The sequence below is a fragment of the Pseudomonas sp. IT-P74 genome, from assembly GCF_949768175.1.
In the GTDB taxonomy this organism is placed as follows: Bacteria; Pseudomonadota; Gammaproteobacteria; order Pseudomonadales; family Pseudomonadaceae; genus Aquipseudomonas.
The window spans coordinates 216,561-236,974 of record NZ_CATKQD010000001.1 but is presented as its reverse complement, the minus strand read 5'-3'; the positions used below and the strand labels follow the sequence as shown (position 1 = coordinate 236,974).

General features: G+C 61.4%; 14 protein-coding genes and 1 tRNA gene. 6 read left to right on the top strand and 9 right to left on the bottom strand.

Going from position 1 to position 20,414, the window contains the following annotated elements:
- Window positions 1-86 precede the first annotated feature (86 nt).
- From ACM6J5_RS01095 to ACM6J5_RS01085, 3 genes are all read left to right on the top strand, one after another.
- Window positions 87-1,577: a DUF1254 domain-containing protein gene (locus ACM6J5_RS01095; protein ID WP_095942162.1), complete on the top strand. Its 1,491-nt coding sequence runs from the start codon at window positions 87-89 to the stop codon at window positions 1,575-1,577.
- A 158-nt stretch (window positions 1,578-1,735) separates the two neighbouring features.
- Window positions 1,736-2,389 carry a hydrolase gene (locus ACM6J5_RS01090; protein ID WP_150672497.1) on the top strand — a complete coding sequence of 218 codons (654 nt, stop codon included), beginning with the start codon at window positions 1,736-1,738 and terminating at the stop codon, window positions 2,387-2,389.
- Window positions 2,390-2,566: 177 nt separating this feature from the next.
- Entirely contained in the window at window positions 2,567-3,895 is a 1,329-nt protein-coding gene (locus tag ACM6J5_RS01085; RefSeq protein ID WP_414927609.1) for an OprD family porin, read from the top strand.
- Between the two features lie 8 nt (window positions 3,896-3,903).
- On the opposite strand, the gene ACM6J5_RS01080 is transcribed toward ACM6J5_RS01085, so the two are convergent.
- From ACM6J5_RS01080 to fdnG, 7 genes are all read right to left on the bottom strand, one after another.
- Window positions 3,904-3,999, bottom strand: a tRNA-Sec gene (locus tag ACM6J5_RS01080).
- Window positions 4,000-4,031: 32 nt separating this feature from the next.
- A complete protein-coding gene (gene selB, locus ACM6J5_RS01075; RefSeq protein WP_414927642.1) occupies window positions 4,032-5,939 on the bottom strand; it encodes a selenocysteine-specific translation elongation factor in 1,908 nt (635 codons plus the stop codon).
- Window positions 5,936-7,366 carry an L-seryl-tRNA(Sec) selenium transferase gene (selA, locus tag ACM6J5_RS01070; RefSeq protein WP_150672495.1) on the bottom strand — a complete coding sequence of 477 codons (1,431 nt, stop codon included), beginning with the start codon at window positions 7,364-7,366 and terminating at the stop codon, window positions 5,936-5,938. The genes selB and selA overlap by 4 nt, the downstream gene beginning before the upstream one ends.
- Window positions 7,367-7,417: 51 nt before the next feature.
- Window positions 7,418-8,344, bottom strand: coding sequence for a formate dehydrogenase accessory protein FdhE (gene fdhE / locus ACM6J5_RS01065; RefSeq protein ID WP_414927608.1), 927 nt, complete (start codon window positions 8,342-8,344; stop codon window positions 7,418-7,420).
- A 3-nt stretch (window positions 8,345-8,347) separates the two neighbouring features.
- On the bottom strand, window positions 8,348-9,013 hold the full coding sequence (locus tag ACM6J5_RS01060) for a formate dehydrogenase subunit gamma (RefSeq protein ID WP_095942168.1): 666 nt from the start codon (window positions 9,011-9,013) through the stop codon (window positions 8,348-8,350).
- Entirely contained in the window at window positions 9,010-9,945 is a 936-nt protein-coding gene (gene fdxH, locus ACM6J5_RS01055; RefSeq protein ID WP_414927607.1) for a formate dehydrogenase subunit beta, read from the bottom strand. The genes ACM6J5_RS01060 and fdxH overlap by 4 nt, the downstream gene beginning before the upstream one ends.
- On the bottom strand, window positions 9,946-13,011 hold the full coding sequence (fdnG, locus tag ACM6J5_RS01050; protein ID WP_414927606.1) for a formate dehydrogenase-N subunit alpha: 3,066 nt from the start codon (window positions 13,009-13,011) through the stop codon (window positions 9,946-9,948).
- 298 nt (window positions 13,012-13,309) lie between these two features.
- Between fdnG and ACM6J5_RS01045 the strand changes: the two genes are divergently transcribed.
- From ACM6J5_RS01045 to ACM6J5_RS01035, 3 genes are all read left to right on the top strand, one after another.
- On the top strand, window positions 13,310-14,464 hold the full coding sequence (locus ACM6J5_RS01045) for a MalY/PatB family protein (protein ID WP_095942172.1): 1,155 nt from the start codon (window positions 13,310-13,312) through the stop codon (window positions 14,462-14,464).
- Between the two features lie 142 nt (window positions 14,465-14,606).
- Window positions 14,607-15,464 carry a glucose 1-dehydrogenase gene (locus ACM6J5_RS01040; protein WP_414927605.1) on the top strand — a complete coding sequence of 286 codons (858 nt, stop codon included), beginning with the start codon at window positions 14,607-14,609 and terminating at the stop codon, window positions 15,462-15,464.
- Window positions 15,465-15,538: 74 nt separating this feature from the next.
- The gene (locus ACM6J5_RS01035; protein WP_414927604.1) at window positions 15,539-16,150 is read left to right on the top strand and encodes a Yip1 family protein; all 612 of its coding nucleotides are present in this window, start codon (window positions 15,539-15,541) and stop codon (window positions 16,148-16,150) included.
- Between the two features lie 54 nt (window positions 16,151-16,204).
- On the opposite strand, the gene ACM6J5_RS01030 is transcribed toward ACM6J5_RS01035, so the two are convergent.
- The gene (locus ACM6J5_RS01030; protein WP_414927603.1) at window positions 16,205-18,634 is read right to left on the bottom strand and encodes an ATP-dependent DNA helicase; all 2,430 of its coding nucleotides are present in this window, start codon (window positions 18,632-18,634) and stop codon (window positions 16,205-16,207) included.
- Window positions 18,631-20,298, bottom strand: a complete 1,668-nt coding sequence (locus tag ACM6J5_RS01025; protein WP_414927602.1) for a VRR-NUC domain-containing protein — start codon at window positions 20,296-20,298, stop codon at window positions 18,631-18,633. Before ACM6J5_RS01025 ends, ACM6J5_RS01030 begins: the two co-directional genes overlap by 4 nt.
- Window positions 20,299-20,414: the final 116 nt, after the last annotated feature.

The window sequence follows — 20,414 nt, the reverse complement described above, 5'->3', positions numbered from 1 at the left end:
TGCGTTGAGCAGCACCGGGGTAAAGATGAGCTATCTTGAGAATGAATCACCTGCATCAGGTGACTGCGAACAAGTAAGGACGCTTTATGAATCGTTTGCCCCGGCGCCATGCCCTCTTCGCCTTGACCTTTGCCAGTACGCTCACCGCCGCAGCCCTGTCGGGTACTCCGGGTTACGCGGCGCAAGCCACTGTCGCCGCACCGGCCACCAGCCCTGTCTCGGGTCCTGTCGCCGGTACCAAAGTCACTGAGCCGTACGTACGCATGATGGCGCGCGAGGCGTATTTCTGGGCCTGGCCGATGGCCAACATCTTCAATCGTCGCCAGGCGTTCAAGAACCTGCCCGAACCTGGCTTGATGGGCGGCATCGTACCCGTGGCACCGATCAATCGGCTGTCGATGCTCAGCGACTACATCGACCCGGCCGAGCGCCTGGTAGCCTGTCCGAATCAGGACGTGGTGTACGGCGCCGGCAGCATTGCTCTGGACCTTGAGCCGGTGGTGCTGCAAGTGCCAGACTTCGACGGCCGCTTCTGGGTGTATCAGGTGGTGGACCTGCGTTCCGACAGCTTTGCCGAGCTGGGCAAAATGTATAACACCCAGCCAGGTTTCTATTTGCTGGTGGGCCCGGACTGGAACGGCAAGGTGCCGCCCGGCATCAAGCGGGTATACCGGGCACGCACGAACACCGGGTTCGTGATCCCTCGGGTATTCCAGGACGACACCGCCGCCGACCGCCTGGCCGTGCAGCCGGCATTGTCGGGCATCGACATGTACCCGCTGTCGCAGTACGACGGCAATATGAAAAAGCGCAACTGGGCCAGGCTGCCGAAATTCCCGGCTCAGGCTTCTGAAAGCAGCGCCGAAACCAAATGGGTGGTGCCGGAAAAATTCTTCGACGAACTGCCGGCCTTGCTCAAGGACGCCAAGCCATTGCCGGGCGAAGAGGCCCGCTACGCGCAAATGGCCACCCTCGCGGCCATCGCCAAGGCCGACCCGCAACTGCGCGCTGCGATGATCGACGAGGCGAAAAAGGCCGACAAAGAAGTGATCGACCCGCTGTTGCAGTTCCGCAACTACGGCCTGCAATTGCCGAATCACTGGAGCACCGTGAGCAACGGTGCCGCGTTCGGCACCGACTATTTCACCCGTACCGCCGTCGCGCGCTCGAACATATTCGTCAATCAGCAGAAAGAGACCAAATACTTCTACCAGGATCTGGATGAGAACGGCCTGCGCCTCAACGGTCAGTACGGCTACAGCGTGACGTTCGCCAAAGGCAAGCTGCCGCCAGTCAAGGGGTTCTGGTCGCTGACGCTGTACAACGAACAGCACTTCTTCTCGCCGAACGAGCTCAAGCGTTACTCCATCGGCACCAAGAACAAATCCCTGCAAACCAACCCTGACGGCTCGCTGACCCTTTACGTGCAGAGCGAATCACCGGGCAAGGACAAGGAAAGCAACTGGCTGCCCTCACCCAAAGGCGCCGAGTTCTCGTTGTACATCCGCGCCTACTGGCCGCAAGCCGATGCCCTCGACGGCGACTGGACGCCACCGGCGGTGGTGAAAATGAACTGAGTGGAATTGGCATACACCCAATCCTTGCTCGCGATAGCAGTGTGACAATCAACGGAGGTGTTGAGTACCAGGCATCAAAGACAGCACACCGATTCAATATTCCCGGTTCGATCTACGTAACCATGACGTCCTCACTCCACTCCCGTAAGGACCCTGTCATGGCCATTGCAAAAGCAGTTCCCGGCAAAACCCTGCTGACTCCGACTGACCACACTCTGATCATGATCGACCACCAGTCGCAGATGTCCTTCGCGACCAAGTCGATCGATGCCGTCACCCTGCGCAACAACGCCGCACTGGTAGCCAAGGCAGCCCGCGGCTTCAAAGTCTCGACCATCCTCACCACCGTTGCCGAGAAGAGTTTTTCCGGGCCGATCTTCGACGAAATCAAAGCCGTGTTCCCGGAACACAACGTGATCGACCGCACCAGCATGAACACCTGGGAAGACGAGCGCATCGCCGTGGAGGTCAACGCCATCGGCAAACAGAAGATTGTCCTCGCCGGTCTGTGGACCTCGGTTTGCATCGTTGGCCCGGCATTGTCGGCGATTGACCAGGGTTTTGAGGTGTATGTGATTGCCGACGCCTGTGGCGACGTCAGCACCGAAGCCCATGAAATGGCCATGCAGCGCATGATCCAGATCGGTGCCCGGCCGATGACCTCGTTGCAATACCTGCTGGAACTGCAACGTGACTGGGCCCGCGGCGAAACCTATGACGAAACGGTGAAAACCTCGATTGCCAACGGCGGTGCCTACGGTCTGGGCCTGATCTACGCCAAGACTATGTTTGGTGCCTCGGAAGGCCATTAAGGTCCGTAAAAAAAAACAGTGACTGCAGGCGGACTCCTGTAGGAGCGAGCTTGCTCGCGATGGTCGTTAACGATAATGCGTGTTTACCGGCTGAACACGGCGCTATTGAGACCATCGCGAGCAAGCTCGCTCCTACAGTGAATCATCGCAGTCGCTCCCCCCTGTGGTGAGCCATTGATGACCCTCTTCCCGCAAGACTTCAGGGTGACGATTGCCCTGTGCTTCTGCCTGTTCGCCACCCACTCACTGGCCGATGAACCGGCACAAGGAGCAGAAGGATTTTTCGACGGAGCGACCCTTGGCGTACTCAGCCGAAACTTCTATCTGAACAGCGACTATCGATCCCCCTCGCCGACCGACAAGAGCTACAAGGCCGAATGGGCTCAAGGTTTCATCAGCTCATTTGAATCCGGTTTCACGCCGGGCACAGTGGGTTTCGGTCTCAATGCCCATGCCTTTGTGGGACTGAAGCTCGACGGCGGCAAAGGCCACTCCGGGACCGGTCTGCTGCCGGTGGACAGTGAAGGTCGTAGCGAAAGCAACTACTCCAGCGGTGGCGGCGCGATTAAGCTCAAAGCCTCGAACACCACCCTGGCGTTTGGTGAAATGGAGGTCGAAAGCCCAGTATTCGACACCGCAGACAAACGCCTGCAACCGGAGTACGCCACCGGTTTTCTGCTCGACAGCCGCGAAATCGACGGCATGAACCTGCAAGCCGGCCACTTCACGGCATTCAAGAATCAGGACAGTGCTTCAGGCAAGGGCAACTTTTTCGGTTATGGCGCCAACACCGAGGCCGGCGGCATTTCGTTTGTCGGCGCCGACTTGTTTACCCAAAGCCCGGTTGGCGGCGCCCTGTATGCCTCGGATCTGACCGACACCTGGCATCAGTACTACGGCAACTTGCACTTCAAGCAGTCCGAAGTGTTCCTCGACGCCAACCTCTATCACACCCGGGACACCGGCCAGGCGCTGGCCGGTGCCATCGACAATACGGCGTATAGCCTGTCCGGCAGATACACGATCGGCGCCCATGGTTTCACCCTGGCCTATCAGAAAATCAACGGTGACACGCCATTCGATTTCGTTGGTGGCGACTCCATCTACCTCGCCAACTCGATCAAGTACGCCGACTTCAACGGCGCCCACGAACGCTCCTGGCAGGTTCGTTATGACCTGGACCTGGCCACCTTCGGGATACCCGGCCTGAAGTTCATGACCCGCTACGTCACCGGCGACCAGATCGACGGCACCCATGCACCACAAGGCGGAGCCTACAACCCGTTCGACCCGGCGACCGGCACCTACGTGCCGCAACAAGGTGATGGGGGCAAGCACTGGGAGCGGGACATCGACCTGCATTACGTCGTGCAGTCCGGAGCGGCCAAGGGCTTGTCGTTGCAACTGTCCCATGTGTCGCACCGGGCCAACGCCGCCCAGGCCGGCGACGACATCGACCGGGTGTACGTGGTCATTCAGTACCCGTTGGACTTCGGGCCGTTCTGAACGGAAAGTGGCGGAAGGCAGCCGGAGTCGAACCTGCCCGGGAACGGATGCCGTCCCCAACCGGGTTTGAAGCCCGGCCGCGCCACCGGGCGCGATTGCCTTCCTTGAATGCTTGCCTCTGAATCATGCCCTTTAATCAGTGCTCATTGCGTTGGGCAAACGCACTGTCCAGGCGAATCTGGCGTCGATCACCAAAACGCCGGGTCAGGCCGATACGGTCGAAGTACTCCAGTATCTGGATGCTGCGCTTTCGCCCCAGGCCCACCGCATCTCGAAACGCCGTCACCTGGATCACCGGGTTGGCGTCCGCCAGTTGCAACAGCATAGCCGCCAATCGGCGAATCATGCTGTCGGTGTAGAACAGGTCGCGCACCACCTGGTGCATCAAGCCCAGGCGCGCCATTTTGCGCAGCAATGCACGGACAGTTGCTTCGTCATGTCCCAGATTGCGCACCCAGGGCGGGTCGAATCCGGCCTGTTCGAATAGCGGCTGCAATTGTAGCCACAGGGCTTCATCCTCTTCGTTCAAGCGCACCTGATGCCCGGGCAGATGCAACCATGGTCCGCTGCTGGCGATGTCGCTGCTGGCCAACAACTCGTCGAGCAGGCTGATAAAGGTCGAACGCTCCAGCATGTTGCCGCTGAATCGACGCAGGCGGTCCCGGTCCGGGCCCATCTGATCCGGTTCGAGTTCATGGAAACGCGCGAGTTGCTCCACCAAAGGCGCTTTCAAGGATTCCCAGCGACTGGCGCTGAACAGCAATGGGCCTTGGCGGGTTTCGATCAGGCGCACGTCAGCGGGCAACACCCAACGGCTGCGCGGTCGGTTGAACTGCCGCTCCAGGCGCTGCGGATCGAGTCCGGTGTCGCTATGGGTCAGCAACGCCGGCAAAACATCTTCCAGCCCGGCACTGTTCGCCAGCGCCCCCAGTTGAGCCAGGCGTTCAGGGCTGCGGCGTTGCCGAGCGGGTGCAAACGGATCGAGCACTCGGCCACCACCCAGGGTTCGTTGGGCACTTTGGTCACGCAGGATCAGCGGATCGCCCTTCACCGCATGTACCGCTGTATTGAGCAACAGCTGCGCAAACATCCGTCCACCGGGGGCCAGGCTGGTGCCTTCCAGCAAGGCGACGCGCCCGGTGACGTCCTGGGTGCCGAGGTGCACGTGCACCGGTTGAAAGTGTTCGAAGGCACGGGGTTCGCCGGCCAGCAGTTGCATGTCGATGTCCAGGCGCTGGGTGGGCGCATACAGACCTTCGGCGAGTAGCCAGTGGCCGCGATGGATGTGTTCCAGGGCCAGCCGTTCGGCACTCAGGTTCAACGCCACGCGCTGGCCGGCAAAGGCATGCTCGGCGGCCTGGTTTTGCGCGTGCAGGCCACGGATGCGCACCGGTTTGCCTTGTGGCCCCAGCAGCAGGGTATCGCCCACCGTGACCTGGCCGGACAACGCCGTGCCGGTCACCACGATACCGGTGCCGGCCACACTGAAGGCCCGGTCGATCGCCAGGCGAAAACCACCTTCGGTGCTGCGTTGCTGAACGTCACGCTGGGCTTGCAGCAATTGTTGACGCAGGTTTTCGATGCCCTCGCCGGTGACGCTCGACAGTGCAATCAGCGGCGCATCGGCATAGGGACCGGGCGCCAGCAAGGTATGGATCTGCTCGCGCACGTCCTGTACCCGGGCGCTGTCGACCCGATCGCACTTGCTGATCGCTACCAGTGCCCGGGGGATGCCCAACAACTCGACTATCGCCAGGTGCTCGCGGGTCTGCGGCATCACCCCGTCATCGGCGGCCACCACCAGCAACACCAAATCGATGCCCTGCGCTCCGGCCAGCATGTTGTGGGTGAAGCGCTCATGGCCGGGAACGTCGATGAATCCGGTCAACTGCGCATCCGGCTCCAGTGCGGCATACAGATAGCCGAGGTCGATGGTCATGCCGCGCTCGCGCTCTTCGCGGCGCCGGTCACCCGCCTGACCGGTCAACGCCTGGAGCAGCGCCGTTTTGCCATGGTCGATGTGCCCCGCGGTGCCGACAATCACCCTGCCCGGCCCTCCACCTGTAATTGATTCAGTTGAGCCAGCCATGCCGGCTCGTCGTCCAGTTGCCGCAGGTCCAGCCACAGGGCGTCATCGTCGATGCGCCCCAGGACCGCAATCGGCAAGGCGCGAAAGGCCTCTTCCAGATTCAACAGGGCGCGCCCGCGCAAGCGCTTGGAGGTCAGTGGGCGCAGACACAATGCTGCGCTGGCCAACCGCGCCACCGGTTGGCTGCCGCTGCCGATCATGCCCAGTGCCGGCATGGCGCTGACGCTCCAGCCATCACCCAGCACTTGGACCAGCACCGGCTGCAAACGCTCGGCCTGGGCGAGAATATCGGCCTGTGGCCGGGTCAGCAGGCGCAGGCTCGGCAAGCGTTCGGCGAGGCGATCAGGGTTGCGGTACAAACCCAACACCGCTTCCAGGGCGGCCAGGGTCATTTTGTCGACCCGCAGCGCACGCTTGAGCGGGTTTTTCTTGATCCTGGCAATCAAATCCTTGCGTCCGACAATCAACCCCGCTTGCGGGCCGCCGAGCAGTTTGTCGCCACTGAAGGTGACGATGTCCGCGCCATCGAGCAGGGCCTGACGCACCGTTGGCTCTGCCGGTAAACCCCAGCGGGTCAGGTCCAGCAGGCTGCCGCTGCCAAGGTCTTCGAGCAGCGGCAAACCGTGCAGGTGGGCCAGTTGCGCCAGTTCGGCGGTCGGCACGCTCGTGGTGAAGCCTTGAATGCTGTAGTTGCTCGCATGCACGCGCATGATCAAACCGCTGCGTGGACCGATGGCCGCCTCGTAGTCACGGGCATGGGTACGGTTGGTGGTGCCGACTTCATGCAGCTTCACCCCGGCGCGGGCCATGATGTCGGGGATGCGGAAGGCGCCGCCGATTTCAATCAGTTCACCCCGGGAGATAATCCCTTCCTTGCGCGCGCCCAGGCTGTTGAGGGTCAAGAGCACCGCCGCCGCATTGTTGTTGACCACGGTCACCGCTTCGGCACCGGTCAGCTCGCGGATCAAGCCTTCGATCAGGTTGTCGCGATCTCCACGCTTGCCGCTACGCAGGTCGAATTCGAGGTTGAGCGGATAGCGCGCGGCCATTTGCACCGCCTCGATCGCTTCCTCGGGCAACAGCGCCCGACCGAGGTTGGTGTGCAAGACCGTGCCGGTGAGGTTGAACACCCGGCGCACATGGCTGCGATGCTCGTTAGCCAATCGCTCGCCCACCCTGCCCGCCAGCACGTCGGTGCTGACTTCTGCAGGTTCGAGCAAACCCTGCCGCACCCCTTCGCGCAATTCATCCAGCAATAGCCGCAAGGCGCCCAGCAAGGCGTCACGCCCGTAGCGCTCGGCCAACGGTCGGCACGCCGGGTGACGCAACAGACTGTCGATGGAAGGTAGGCGCAGGGGTTGGCTGGCACTGCGAGCAGACATCTGGCGCTCCTGAAAACGAATGACCCTCGCGCCAGAGTGTAGACGCTGCGGTTATTCGTCTCCCGGCGCCAGCAACAGATTCGGCGCCAGACGCTGATAACCGTCCTGGCTCAGGCGCATGTCGAGCATCAGGCTGGACAAGTCGGCCGACAACGCTTCAGCGTCCGCATCGTTCTCCAGATAGAGCAACTTCAGATAGCTGTTGCAACCGGGGCAGACTTCGGCGCGCAACGGTGCCTGGTTGGCGGCATGACGGTCATCTTCAAGGCTGAGGTATTCCAGGCCCTTGCTCTGCTCGCAATACACGCACTTGACCCGCACCACATGCCACTCGCAGGCGCACAACGAACAGACCAGGTAACGCAAACCGTTGTGCTTGCCGCGATGGCGGATCACTCCGGCCATGGCCGGCGAGCCACAGGCCGGACACTGGCTGAGACTGTCGCCTGCGCTCAGCGCCAAGTTCGGCGTGCTCAACAGCCAATGGCTCCAGGCTGTTTGCAGCGCCGCGCCGAGGAACGGCACCAGCGCGGCCGGTACCAGTGAATACTGGCCGCTGACCAGTGCCACCGCCCACGCGCGGCGTTGCCCGGCGCCGGCCAGGCGCAAGGTGTCCACGGCATCGGCCACGGCGGATTGCGGCGGTGCGCTATAGCGCTGTAACAAGGCATCGAGGTAAAGCTGCCAATCGTCTTCGCGCGCCAGGCTGTCGGCCGCGAACGGCGGCAAGCCGTGTTGCTGGCACAATTCGATGCGTTGTCGGTCGAGGGGTTCACTTTGCGGCGGATCGTCCAGTACCTGCTGCTGCACCCGGCACAACCCGGCGATCAGGCGCAGGTAGTCGGCCAGCGGGTGCCCTTCGGCCAGGCTTTCCAGGCGCTGGGCACGCAGGCTGAAAAGCTCATGCGGTGGCAGGTACAGAAACGGCGGCGAACTGGCCGCCGCTTCGATTTCTCCAGGTTCCAGGATAGTTGGCAAATGTCAGCCCTTTTTGGTGATCGGTCGCTCAGGCGCTTCGTCGCGGGTCTCATCTTGAGTCACTTGGCGATACCAGAGTTCGTGGTGTTTCCTGGCCCAGGCGCGGCTGACCGTGCCGTGCAACATGGCGCTGACCGAGCCCTTGATCCAGATGCCGGCATAGATGTGCACGATGATGCTCAGAATCAGCACGAAACCGGCCAACGCATGCAACAACATCGCCCAGCGAATCGCGGTGATGCCGAAATACTCGCTGAAGTAGGCACGCCAGATCACCAGCCCGCTGAACAACAGCACCAGCATGCACAGCAGTAAAGTCCAGAACAGCAGCTTCTGCCCGGGGTTGTATTTGCCGATGGGCGGGACGCCTTCCTCTTCATTCTTCATGACCCGGTCGATGCGCCTTAGCCACAGGCGATCATTGGCGATGAAGTAGTTGGCGCGCCAGAAGCGAAACACCAGGCCTAGAAACAGCACGAACATCAGTACGCCCATGAACGGGTGCAGGATGCGCGTCCATGGCCCGCCGCCGAACAGGTTGCTCAGCCAGAACAATGCCGGGTGGAACAGCGCCAGCCCGGACAGCCCGGCCATCAGGAACAGAATCGCCACCAACCAGTGATGGGTGCGCTGGTTGCTGGTATAGCGCAGGATCGTCTTGTCGCTCATGGCCTGCCCTCCCCACGGGGATCGAAGGTATGCACCGACGGATCGACCTCATGCACGGCGTTGTCCGGCGGCTGCGGATGCTCATCCTCCTCGACGATTTGCGGGCCGACGCGCACGTAGTGGAAAAACCCGGCCAGCACCGCCGCGCCCATCGCCAGCAGCGCCAGGGGTTTGCTGATGCCCTTCCACAGCCCCACCAACGGACTGATCGCCGGGTGATCGGGCAAGCCGGCGTACAGCCTTGGCGTATCGGCGTGGTGCAACACGTACATCACATGGGTGCCACCGACGCCTTCGGGGTCGTACAGACCGGCGTTTTCAAAGCCACGGCTCTTGAGGTCGACGATGCGCTCGGCCGCATGCTCCTTCATGTCGTCCTTGGAGCCGAACATGATGGCACCCGTCGGGCAGGTTTTCACGCAGGCCGGTTCCAGCCCTACCGCCACCCGGTCCGAGCACAAGGTGCATTTGTAGGCCTTGTGATCCTTCTGCGAGATCCGTGGAATGTTGAACGGGCACCCGGTGATGCAATAGCCGCAACCGATGCAGTGATCCTGATCGAAATCGACGATGCCATTGGCGTGCTTGATGATCGCCCCCGGGCTGGGGCACGCCGCCAGGCAACCGGGCTCGGCGCAGTGCATGCAGCCGTCCTTGCGGATCAGCCATTCCAGGTTGCCAGCGTCAGTCTCGTGCTCGGTGAAACGCATCAAGGTCCAGGTTTCTGCGGTGAGGTCCTGCGGGTTGTCGTAGGTGCCATGGTTGTGACCGACTTCATCGCGCAGCTCGTTCCATTCCGAACAGGCGACCTGGCAGGCCTTGCAGCCGATGCATTTGGTGGTATCGATCAGCTTGGCGACTTCCTCCACGCCGCGCACCGACGGCGCGGGGGTGGTGGTGGCCGAGCGGGCAATGATGTCTTGGCTGGCCATTTAGACTTTCTCCACGTTGACCAGGAATGACTTGGATTCCGGGGTCTGTGTATTGCCATCGCCGAGGAACGGCACCAGGGTGTTGGTCAGATAACCGTGGCGGGTTGCGCCGGTGAAACCCCAGTGCAACGGGATACCGATCTGATGCACCACTTGGTTATTGACCTGCAATGGGCGAATCCGCTTGGTCACCACCGCCACCGCTTCGATATGCCCGCGCTTGGAGCTGACCCTTACTCGGTCACCGGCAGCAATGCCCTTCTCCTTGGCCAGCACCTCGCCGATTTCGACGAACTGCTCAGGTTGGGTAATGGCATTGATCGGGCAATGCTTGGTCCAGAAGTGGAAGTGTTCGGTCAGCCGGTAGCTGGTCGCCGCATACGGGAAGTCCTTGGCCTGCCCGAGGGTTTCCCAGACTGAATCGAAGATCCGCCCGGCCGGGTTGCTGGTCGCCTGCTTGTTGTTGGGGTGCATCGGGTTGATGCCGATGGGCGTCTCGAACGGCTCATAGTGTTCCGGAAACGGCCCTTCGTTCATCTTGTCGAGGGCGAAGAAACGCGCCACGCCTTCGGGGTTCATGATGAACGGGTTGATGCCCGCTTCCGGTGGGGCGTCGACTTTGTAGTCGGGCACGTCGGTGCCGGTCCAGACCTTGCCGTTCCACCACACCAGCCGTTTGTTCGCGTCCCATGGTTTGCCTTGAGGGTCGCAAGAGGCGCGGTTGTAGAGAATCCGTCGGTTCATCGGCCAGGCCCAGGCCCAACCCAGGTTCTGCTTCATGCCGAAAGGGTCGCTGTTGTCACGCCGGGCCATGTTGTTGCCCTGCTCGGTCCAGCTGCCGCAGAAGATCCAGCAACCGGACGCCGTACTGCCATCGTCCTTGAGCTGGCCGAAGCCGGACAACTGCTGTCCGGCCTTGACCACCGCGCCCGAGGCGTCGGTGACATCGGCGACGGCGTAGCCGTTGAATTCCCGGGCCAGCTCTTCCGGCGTCGGGTCATCCGGTATTTTGTAGGGCCAGTCGAGCTTGAGGATCGGCTCGGCCCAGGCACCGCCGTCGGCCTGATAACGCTTGCGCAGGCGCAAGAACAGCTCGGCCATGATTTTCACGTCGGTGCGCGCCAGCCCCGGGCCATCGGCCCCCTTCCAGTGCCATTGCAGCCAGCGACCGCTGTTGACCAGCGAACCGTTTTCTTCGGCGAAGCAGGTGGTGGGCAGGCGGATGACCTCGGTCTGGATGCTGGCCGTTTCCACGTCGTTGTAAGGCCCGACGTTGCGCCAGAACTCCGAGGTTTCGGTAGCCAACGGGTCCATCACCACCAGCCACTTGAGTTTGGCCAACGCCTTCATCACCCGGTTTTTGTCCGGCAAGGCGGCGATCGGGTTGAAGCCCTGGCACAGGTAGCCATTGACCTCGCCCTTGCCCATCATGTCGAACATTTTCAGGATGTCGTAGCCGGGAATGTCCAGCTTGGGCAGCCAGTCGTAACCCCATTGATTCTCGGCGGTGGCATTGGCGCCGTACCAGGCCTTCATCAGGCTGACGTGGAACTTGCCGTAGTTCTGCCAGTAGGACATCTGCCCGGGACGCAGCGGCTTGAGTGCACGTTTGGCAATGTAGGCGTTGTAATCCTGTTCGGCCTCGGCCGGCAAGGTCAGGTAACCGGGCAACAGGTTGGACAGCAAGCCGAGGTCGGTCAGGCCCTGGATGTTGGAGTGCCCGCGCAGGGCATTGACACCCCCGCCCGGCATGCCGACGTTGCCCAGCAGCAATTGCACCATGGCCGCGCTGCGGATCATCTGCGAGCCGGTCGAATGCTGGGTCCAGCCCAGCGCGTAGAGAATCGTCATGGTTTTGCCCGGTTGCGAGCAGGTGGCGATCTCTTCCCAGATTTTCTGCATGGCGTCCACGGGCATGCCGCAGACCTGACTGGCCAGCTCCAGGGTGTAGCGGCTGTAGTGCTGCTTCATCAATTGGTAGACGCAACGAGGGTCTTGCAAGGTCGGGTCGACTTTGGCGAAGCCGTCCTCGCCTATTTCGTAGCCCCAGCCAGACTTGTCGGTGTAGATGCGCTTGCTCGCGTCGTAACCGCTGAACAACCCGTCCTCGAAACCGTAGCTGGCCTTGACGATGAACGACACGTCCGTATAGGCCCGCACGTACTCGTGCTGGATCTTGTCTTCGGTCAGCAGGTAATTGATCAGCCCGCCCATAAAGGCAATGTCGGTACCGGTGCGGATCGGCGCGTAATAGTCGGCCACCGAGGCGGTCCGGGTAAAACGCGGATCGACCACGATCAGTCGCGCCTTGTTGTGCGCCTTGGCTTCGGTCACCCATTTGAAGCCGCACGGGTGCGCTTCTGCTGCGTTGCCGCCCATCACCAGAACCAGATTCGCGTTGGCGATATCGGTCCAGTGGTTGGTCATGGCACCACGGCCGTACGTCGGGGCAAGACTTGCCACCGTCGGGCCGTGTCAGACACGCGCCTGGTTATCGAGCCCCAGCATGCCGAGACTGCGAATCACCTTATGGGTGATATAGCCGGCTTCGTTCGACGACGCCGATGCCGCGAGAAAACCGGTGGTCAACCAGCGGTTCACCGTTTGCCCCTTGGCGTTCTTCTCGATGAAGTTGGCGTCGCGGTCGGCCTTCATCAGGTCGGCGATGCGATCGAGGGCTTCATCCCAGGAGACTCGTACCCACTCCTTGGTGCCAGGATTGCGCACCTGCGGGTACTGGAGACGACTGGGACTGTGAATGAAGTCCAGCAGGCCCGCGCCTTTGGGGCAAAGGGTACCGCGGTTGACCGGGTGGTCGGCGTCACCTTCGATGTGGATGATGTTTTGCGCGACATTCTTCGCGTCATCGCCCTGGCTGTACATGATCAAGCCGCAACCGACCGAGCAATACGGGCAGGTGTTGCGGGTTTCATGGGTATGGGCGAGCTTGAAATGACGCACCTGTTCGGCAACGGCAACCGTCGGGGCCATGCCCAACGCGCCCAGGCTAGAGCCTGCAAGGCCGATACCGGCGACCTTGAAGAACTGACGACGGCTGAGATCCATCGTGCACTCCTGATCAGGTGGAACCCGGTACATGGCCGGGCTTTTTTGAACAACCACGGTCGGGGCAGTCTGGCTGCCGACACTACAAACTGTAGTCAATGCACTAGTGCTTTGTGTGAAAACCGACCGTCGGGCAAATCCAGCGGGCCGTGAAAATCCTTGTAGGAGCGAGCCTGCTCGCGATGGTGTGTCAGTCGACATCACCGTATCTGACACTCCTTCGCGAGCAGGCTCGCTCCTACAGGGGGTTGGCGTTTATCATTGGCGCATGTTCAACCCCGCTTCTACGAGATCCCGCATGACTTTCGATTTTGATCAGGTGTTCGACCGCCACCACACCGGCAGTACCAAGTGGAGCCGCTACCCGGCCGACGTGTTGCCGATGTGGGTCGCCGACATGGATTTCGCCGCGCCGCCGGTGATCATCCAGGCCCTGCAAAAGCGACTGGAACACCCGATGGTCGGCTACAGCGTGGCCCAGGATGACTTGCGCGAGGCAATCGTTGCCGACCTCTGGAACAAGTACGCCTGGCGCGTCGAGCCCCAGGAGCTGATTTTCCTGCCGGGCGTCGAGTCCGGCTTCAACATGGCGCTGAAGGCACTGGTACAGGCACCACAGAATGTCGTTGTGCAGGTGCCGAACTACCCGCCGCTGCGTCATGCACCAGGCCATTGGGGCCTGAACAAGGTCGAACTGAATTTCGATGCGCAAGCCGACGGCACCTACACCACACCGCTCGATACCCTGAGCCAGTCGCTGCAAGGTGGTGGCGCGCTGCTGCTGAGCAACCCGCACAACCCTCTGGGCAAGGCCTTCCCCCGCGCAGAGCTGCAAGCCATTGCCGACATTTGCCTTGAGCATGATGCCTGGATCATTTCCGACGAGATTCACGCCGAGCTGTGCTTCGACGGTCGCCAGCACATTCCGATGGCGACCCTGAGCCCGCAAGTCGCCCAGCGCACCATCACGCTGATGTCGGCGAGCAAGGCCTACAACATCGCAGGTCTCAAGACCTCGTTCATGATCATCCAGGACCGCCACCTGCGCGAAAAGGTCAACCACGCCCGTTGCGGCATGGTCGACAGCGTCAATCCGCTGGGCATGGAAGCCACCCGTGTTGCCTACAGCGAAGCGGCGCCATGGCTGGCCGAGCTGAAAGTCTACCTGCAAGGCAACCGCGACTTCCTCGCCGAGGCCGTGCGCACCCGACTGCCGGGCATCACCATGAACCTGCCGCAAAGCACCTACCTGGCGTGGCTTGATTGCACAGCGCTGGGGCTGGACGACCCGCAACGGTTCTTCCTCGAACAGGCCAAGGTGGGTTTGAGCGCCGGCCTGGACTTCGGCGATGACTGCCAGCAGTTCGTACGCCTGAACTTCGGCTGCCCACGGTCGTTGCTGGAAGAAGGCATTGCGCGGATGGAGCGCAGCTTGCACCGTCTCAAGGCCTGACCCGCGCCTCAACAACAACGAAGATCCCTGTGGGAGCAGGCTCGCTCCTACAGCGACCGGGGCATCAAAAATCCAACCGAACTCCAGCTAAAACCTCAGGGTCAACCCTCTGACGCCTTAGCCTTGAGATCGGAGATCGATGATGAACGACTATCCCAAACCACCCTTCCCCAAGCAGCATCAAGCGGTCCCCGGCGTTCAGCACCCAATGGATCCCGTGCCTGATTGTGGCGAGCACTCCTATAAGGGTTCCGATCGTCTGGTCGGCAAAATCGCCCTGATCACCGGCGGCGACAGCGGCATCGGCCGTGCGGTCGCCATTGCCTTCGCCCGTGAAGGCGCCGATGTGGCGCTCGCCTACCTCAATGAACATGAGGACGCCAGGCAAACCGCTCGCTGGATCGAGCTGGCAGGTCGCCAATGCCTGCTGCTGCCGGGGGACGTGGCGCAGAAGGCGCACTGCCGGGCCCTGGTGGAAAAAACCGCCGAGCGCTTCGGTCGCATCGATGTGCTGGTCAACAACGCCGCATTCCAGATGACTCACGACAGCCTCGAAGACATTTCGGATGATGAATGGGTGATGACCTTCGACGTCAACATCACCGCCATCTTCAGGATTTGCCAGGCGGCCCTGAAACACATGAGACCTGGCGGCTCGATCATCAACACCAGCTCCGTCAATTCCGACTTGCCCAATCCGTCCCTGTTGGCTTATGCCACCACCAAGGGCGCAATCGCCAACTTCAGCGCCGGCCTCGGTCAGTTGCTGGGGCCCAGGAATATCCGGGTCAACAGCGTCGCGCCGGGGCCGATCTGGACACCCCTGATCGTCTCGACGATGACCGATGAAAAGGTAGAAAACTTCGGTGCCAACACCGCACTCGGCCGCCCTGGTCAACCCGTGGAAGTCGCACCGATCTACGTGCTGCTGGCCTCGGATGAAGCCAGCTACATCACGGGCCAGCGTTACGGCGTTACCGGTGGCAAACCGATACTGTGACGCCGTTGAAAAGTTGAACCCGCGACGACCTCCAGTGCTCCACAACGTATAGATCCTGATACCTGGAGGTCGTCATGTCCGCACCTATCGTCAAACTGTTCACTCAACCGAACTTCGCCTGGACGGATATTCGCAAGGAAGAGGAAGCCCATCCGCGCCACTACCTGGCTCATTTGCTGCTATTGGCCCTGATTCCCGCCACGTGCCTGTTCATCGGTACGACTTACGTCGGCTGGAGCCTGGCGGAAAACGAAACGGTACGGCTCAGCACCCACAGCGCACTGCAACTGAGTGCGTTGCTGTACCTGACCATCATTGGCGGTATCGCCGTGATGGGCGCGTTCATCCGCTGGATGTCCCGCGCTTTCGAAGCCAGGCCGACAATCAACCAGTGCATCGGTTTCGCGGCTTACACCGCAACGCCTTTCTTCATCGCAGGTATTGCAGGTCTGTACCCCAGTCGCTGGCTTGCGATCATCGTACTGGCGACGGCTTCGGTTTATTCGACGTTCCTGCTGTTCATCGGGCTGCCGACTTTCATGCATGAGCGCAAGGAACAGGGCTTGCTCAATGCCGCGTGCGTCTGGGCTGTCGGGTTATTGGTGCTGGTAACCATTCTGGTAACGATGATCCTGATGTGGTTCAACGTGCTAACCCCCGAGTACTTGCGCGCCACCATCGGTTGATGAACTTTACTGCCTGGGTGGCGGTGCAGGGGACCGTGTTGCTGACCCTGGCGCTCACATCGTCTTACCTGCGTCGGTATTGTGCTGATCGCACACGGGGATTGGCGGGCGCTGCGGGTCGCGTTGGTGCTGTTCGCCGTGATTCGCCCGTTGAGTGTCTGGCTGAGGCCTTGGGGGGGTGCTGCTCAATGGCCCGCAGCGCTGGTTTGGAGTATGCGTCATGCCGGGATTTTGAAACGCCCACCAACGCGGCAGCAACTGCCTGACCTTGCTCTCGCCAAAACGGTCGTCGATCAACATCACCACCCCTTGATCCTGTTGCGTACGGATCACCCGTCCAGCGGCCTGTACCACTTTCTGCACACCGGGATAAAGATAGGTGTAGTCATAACCGGCACCGAAAATCGCGGCCATGCGCCGTTTCAGTTGCTCGTTCACCGGATTGAGCTGCGCCAGCCCCAGCGTGGCGATAAACGCGCCGATCAATCTGGCGCCGGGCAAATCGATGCCTTCACCGAAGGCCCCACCCAGCACCGCAAAACCGATGCCCTGGCCGTCGGCGTGGAACCGGTCGAGAAACTGCTGGCGCTGCGCTTCGCCCATCCCTCGGGACTGTGACCACAGACTGATGTGCGGATGTTTCTCGGCCAGCAACTGCGCCACCTGCTGCAAATAATCGAAACTGCTGAAAAACGCCAGGTAATTGCCGGGGCGTTCGCAGAACTGTCTGGCGATCAAGTCCACGATCGGCTCAAGAGACGACTGGCGATGCACGAACCGCGTGGAGATCTGGTCGACGATGTGCACTTGCAGTTGATCGGCGTGAAACGGCGACTCGACGTCGATGCACACGGTGTCCGCCGGTGTTCCCAGTAAATCGGCGTAATAGTGCCGCGGGCTGAGGGTCGCGGAAAACAGCACCGTGCTACGCGCGGCGGTCAGGCGTGGGCGGATGAACCCGGCGGGGACCACATTGCGCAGGCACAGTTGCGAGAGGTTGCGCTGGCGCTCCAGGTCGCGCTTGCTGATGTCGAACAGGAACTGCTCATCGAACAGTTCGGCGATCCGGCAAAAGTGCAGCATGTCGAAGTAAAACCCCTGGAGCGTGCTGTCCAGGCCTTGAGGGTGATCGTTGAGGTAGTCACCGATGCTGGCGCTGCACGATGACAGAGCCTGAAGCAGCTTTTCCGGCGCCTTGTCATAGGCCTGATAGGCGCCGGTTTGCCCGTTATGCAGGGCATTCCACTCGCGGTTGACCCGCTGCATCGGTTTTTTCAGCACTTCAGGCGCGGTTTTGCGCACGCCGTTGAAGGTCGCCTGATCGAGGCTGGCGCTGTACATCTGCCGGCCGCGCTCCACCAGGTTGTGGGCTTCGTCCACCAGCACCGCGACCTTCCAGTTGTTGGCCTGGGCCAGACCGAACAGCAGCGCGCTGAAATCGAAGTAATAGTTGTAGTCGGCAACCACCACGTCGGCCCAACGCGCCATTTCCTGGCTCAGGTAATACGGGCAGACATCGTGCGCCAGGGCAATCTCGCGCAAGATGCTCTGGTTCAACAGGCTCATCTGGCTGGCCGCCTGCCGAGCGGCGGGCAGGCGATCGTAGAAGCCCCGGGCCAGTGGGCAGGACTCGCCGTGGCAGGCTTTGTCCGGGTGTTCGCAGACCTTGTCCCGGGCGATCATCTCCAGCACCCGCAACGGTGGCGCATCGACGCTGGAAAGAATCACTTGCGCGGCGTCCAGGGCCAGTTGCCGCCCCGGGGTTTTCGCCGTGAGGAAGAACACCTTGTCCAGTTGCTGCGGCGCCAGCGCCTTGAGCATGGGAAACAAGGTGCCCAGGGTCTTGCCGATGCCCGTGGGCGCCTGGGCCATCAGGCAGCGCCCCGTGCTGACGGCCTTGAACACCGACTCGGCCAGATGGCGCTGCCCCGGTCGAAAACCGGCATGGGGAAAGGCCAGGCCCTGCGCGGCCCGATTGCGCCCTTCTCGATGGGCGACTTCCTGCTCGGCCCATTGCAGGAACCGCGCGCAATGCCGTTCGAAGAATGGTTGCAGCTCGGTGGCTTCGAAAAGCTCGACCAGGCAGGTCTCCTTTTCGCTGACGATATCGAAATACACCAGTGCCAGATTGATCCGTGCCAGATCCAGTTTGCGGCACATCAACCAGCCGTAGATTTTCACCTGGGCCCAATGCAATTGACGGTGGTTGGCCGGTTGTTTGCTCAGGTCGCCGCGGTAGGTCTTGACCTCCTCCAGGCAGTTTTGCCCGGGGTCATAACCATCCGCCCTGCCCTTGACCGTCAAGGTCTGATACTGGCCCTCGAGGGCGACTTCGCTTTGGTAACCCTCGCTGCGTCGCGAGGCCACGGTGCGGTGACCGACGATACCTTCCAGCGCGGTCGGTGACGGTGTGAAGCGCAGGTCGAGATCGCCGACCTTGGCGGTGAACTCGCACAGCGCCCGCACCGCAATGCTATAGCTCAATCGCCCTGCTCCGCCCATTGCACGTAACAGACGGCGATGGGCATCTGGTGTTCATGGCAGAACTCCAACCAGCGCAGCTGGTTGTCCTGCAGGCGATCGCCCGGGCCTTTGACTTCGATCATGCGGTAGGTCTTTTGCTGCGGCCAGAACTGGATCAGGTCCGGCATGCCGGCGCGATTGGCCTTGATGTCCAGCAAGAGGCGATTGAACCAGTGCTTGAGGTGCTCGGCCGGGAGGCAATCGAGGGCTTGCTCCAGCAACGCTTCGCTGAGCACGCTCCAGAACACGAACGGCGACTGCACGCCCCACTTGGCGGCATAACGTTCGCGGATGGTCTGCCGGTAGCGCCCGTCGTCGAGTTCGGCCAGGCAAGCCTGAAACAGTTCGGCCCGGCGGACCTGGAAGTCTTCGCTGAGCAGATCCACCGGCCCGCGCTGGAACGGGTGAAAAAACGCACCCGGCAAAGGCGCGAAAATCGCCGGCCAGCACAGCAGGCCAAACAGTGAATTGACCAGGCTGTTTTCGACGTAGTGCACCGGCGCCGACTCTTGCGCAAGGTGTGCCTGAACGTAGAACTCCACCGATAACGCAGGGTCTGTCCGGGGTAATTGCAGGTCCAGACGCTGCATTTCCCGAGGCGCTGCCCGCTTGATGGGCGGCCCGCCAAGCTTGCGCCGCAGGCGTGGCAGCACGCGGAGTAATTGCTGGCGTTCGGCGGCGCTTTCCGGTGCCTGTTCGGCCTGCTCGGCCAGGTCCATGGCCTGCTCGAACTGGCCGCTGCGTTCCAGCACGCGGATGAGCCGCGCCCGCGCGCCGGGATAAGCGCATTCGCGGTACAGGCTCAGGGCCATGGAGAAATCCGCGATGCGTTCGCAGTACTGGGCCATCTGGAACAGCAGCTTGCCGCGCCGGCGTTGCAACCACGGATTGTCCAGCGTCAGCTCCTTGATCCGTTCGGCCACCTCTACCAGCGCTTCACCGGCCTCGAATTGTTGCTGGTACCCGTGCAGGAGGATGCAGGCATCCACGTCTTCGCGGCTGCGCAAGCCACGGGATTCGGTGCAGAATTCGACTTTTTCGTAGGTGTAGATACCGAGGTCGGCCAACACGAACTCCGACCAGTCCTGATACAGGTTGCCGAAAAACATCAGGCGCAGGCGATCGCACAATTGCATGATGGTCAGACTGAACAGACGCTCGTCCAGGGTCGGGCACCAATCATTGAAGCTTTGCACTTGGGGAAACTGTTCGCACAGCGCCGGCAACCAATCGGCTTTCTTGCCTCTGGGTTGATCGATCGCCGGGCCAAAGGCCTGGAGGACTTCCCCCTTGAGCAGCACCTCAAACAGCGCTTCGACCGCCAATGGCATTTGCTCATCGACCCAACCAAGCGCTAACAGCGGCCCGACGGCGCTGCCGGTATCGCCGATTTCCTCGTAATGCAGTTTGCTCGCCCTGAAGTGAACGCCCTTGCGCATGACCATTCTGACCAGCAGTGCCTGCGATTCACGGGGCAACCGCTTAAACTCATTAATGAAACGCAGTTCGTCGACGCTCAGCACATCGGCAAAACGCTGCTCAAGCCAATCAAGCACTTGCATGAAGTTGTTCAAGTAATAGAACGGATCGTCGAGGGGATTTGCGGTCACTGGGAAATGGGCCATGGCGAGGGTACTGGTTATGCATACAGATACCAGTTCCACGCCGCGTGGCGCAATCGGAAAAGGATAAATGGCGGCGCAATACGGATTTTTCCCAAGGCAGTAGAACTTTCTTCCCC

What these genes read in the sequence shown, in the direction of transcription:
- ACM6J5_RS01095 (WP_095942162.1), top strand. Translation starts at nt 87, where the DNA reads ATGAATCGTTTGCCCCGGCGCCATGCCCTCTTCGCCTTGACCTTTGCC.
- ACM6J5_RS01090 (WP_150672497.1), top strand. Translation starts at nt 1,736, where the DNA reads ATGGCCATTGCAAAAGCAGTTCCCGGCAAAACCCTGCTGACTCCGACT.
- ACM6J5_RS01085 (WP_414927609.1), top strand. Translation starts at nt 2,567, where the DNA reads ATGACCCTCTTCCCGCAAGACTTCAGGGTGACGATTGCCCTGTGCTTC.
- selA (WP_150672495.1), bottom strand. Translation starts at nt 7,366, where the DNA reads ATGTCTGCTCGCAGTGCCAGCCAACCCCTGCGCCTACCTTCCATCGAC.
- ACM6J5_RS01060 (WP_095942168.1), bottom strand. Translation starts at nt 9,013, where the DNA reads ATGAGCGACAAGACGATCCTGCGCTATACCAGCAACCAGCGCACCCAT.
- fdxH (WP_414927607.1), bottom strand. Translation starts at nt 9,945, where the DNA reads ATGGCCAGCCAAGACATCATTGCCCGCTCGGCCACCACCACCCCCGCG.
- ACM6J5_RS01045 (WP_095942172.1), top strand. Translation starts at nt 13,310, where the DNA reads ATGACTTTCGATTTTGATCAGGTGTTCGACCGCCACCACACCGGCAGT.
- ACM6J5_RS01040 (WP_414927605.1), top strand. Translation starts at nt 14,607, where the DNA reads ATGAACGACTATCCCAAACCACCCTTCCCCAAGCAGCATCAAGCGGTC.
- ACM6J5_RS01035 (WP_414927604.1), top strand. Translation starts at nt 15,539, where the DNA reads ATGTCCGCACCTATCGTCAAACTGTTCACTCAACCGAACTTCGCCTGG.
- ACM6J5_RS01025 (WP_414927602.1), bottom strand. Translation starts at nt 20,298, where the DNA reads ATGGCCCATTTCCCAGTGACCGCAAATCCCCTCGACGATCCGTTCTAT.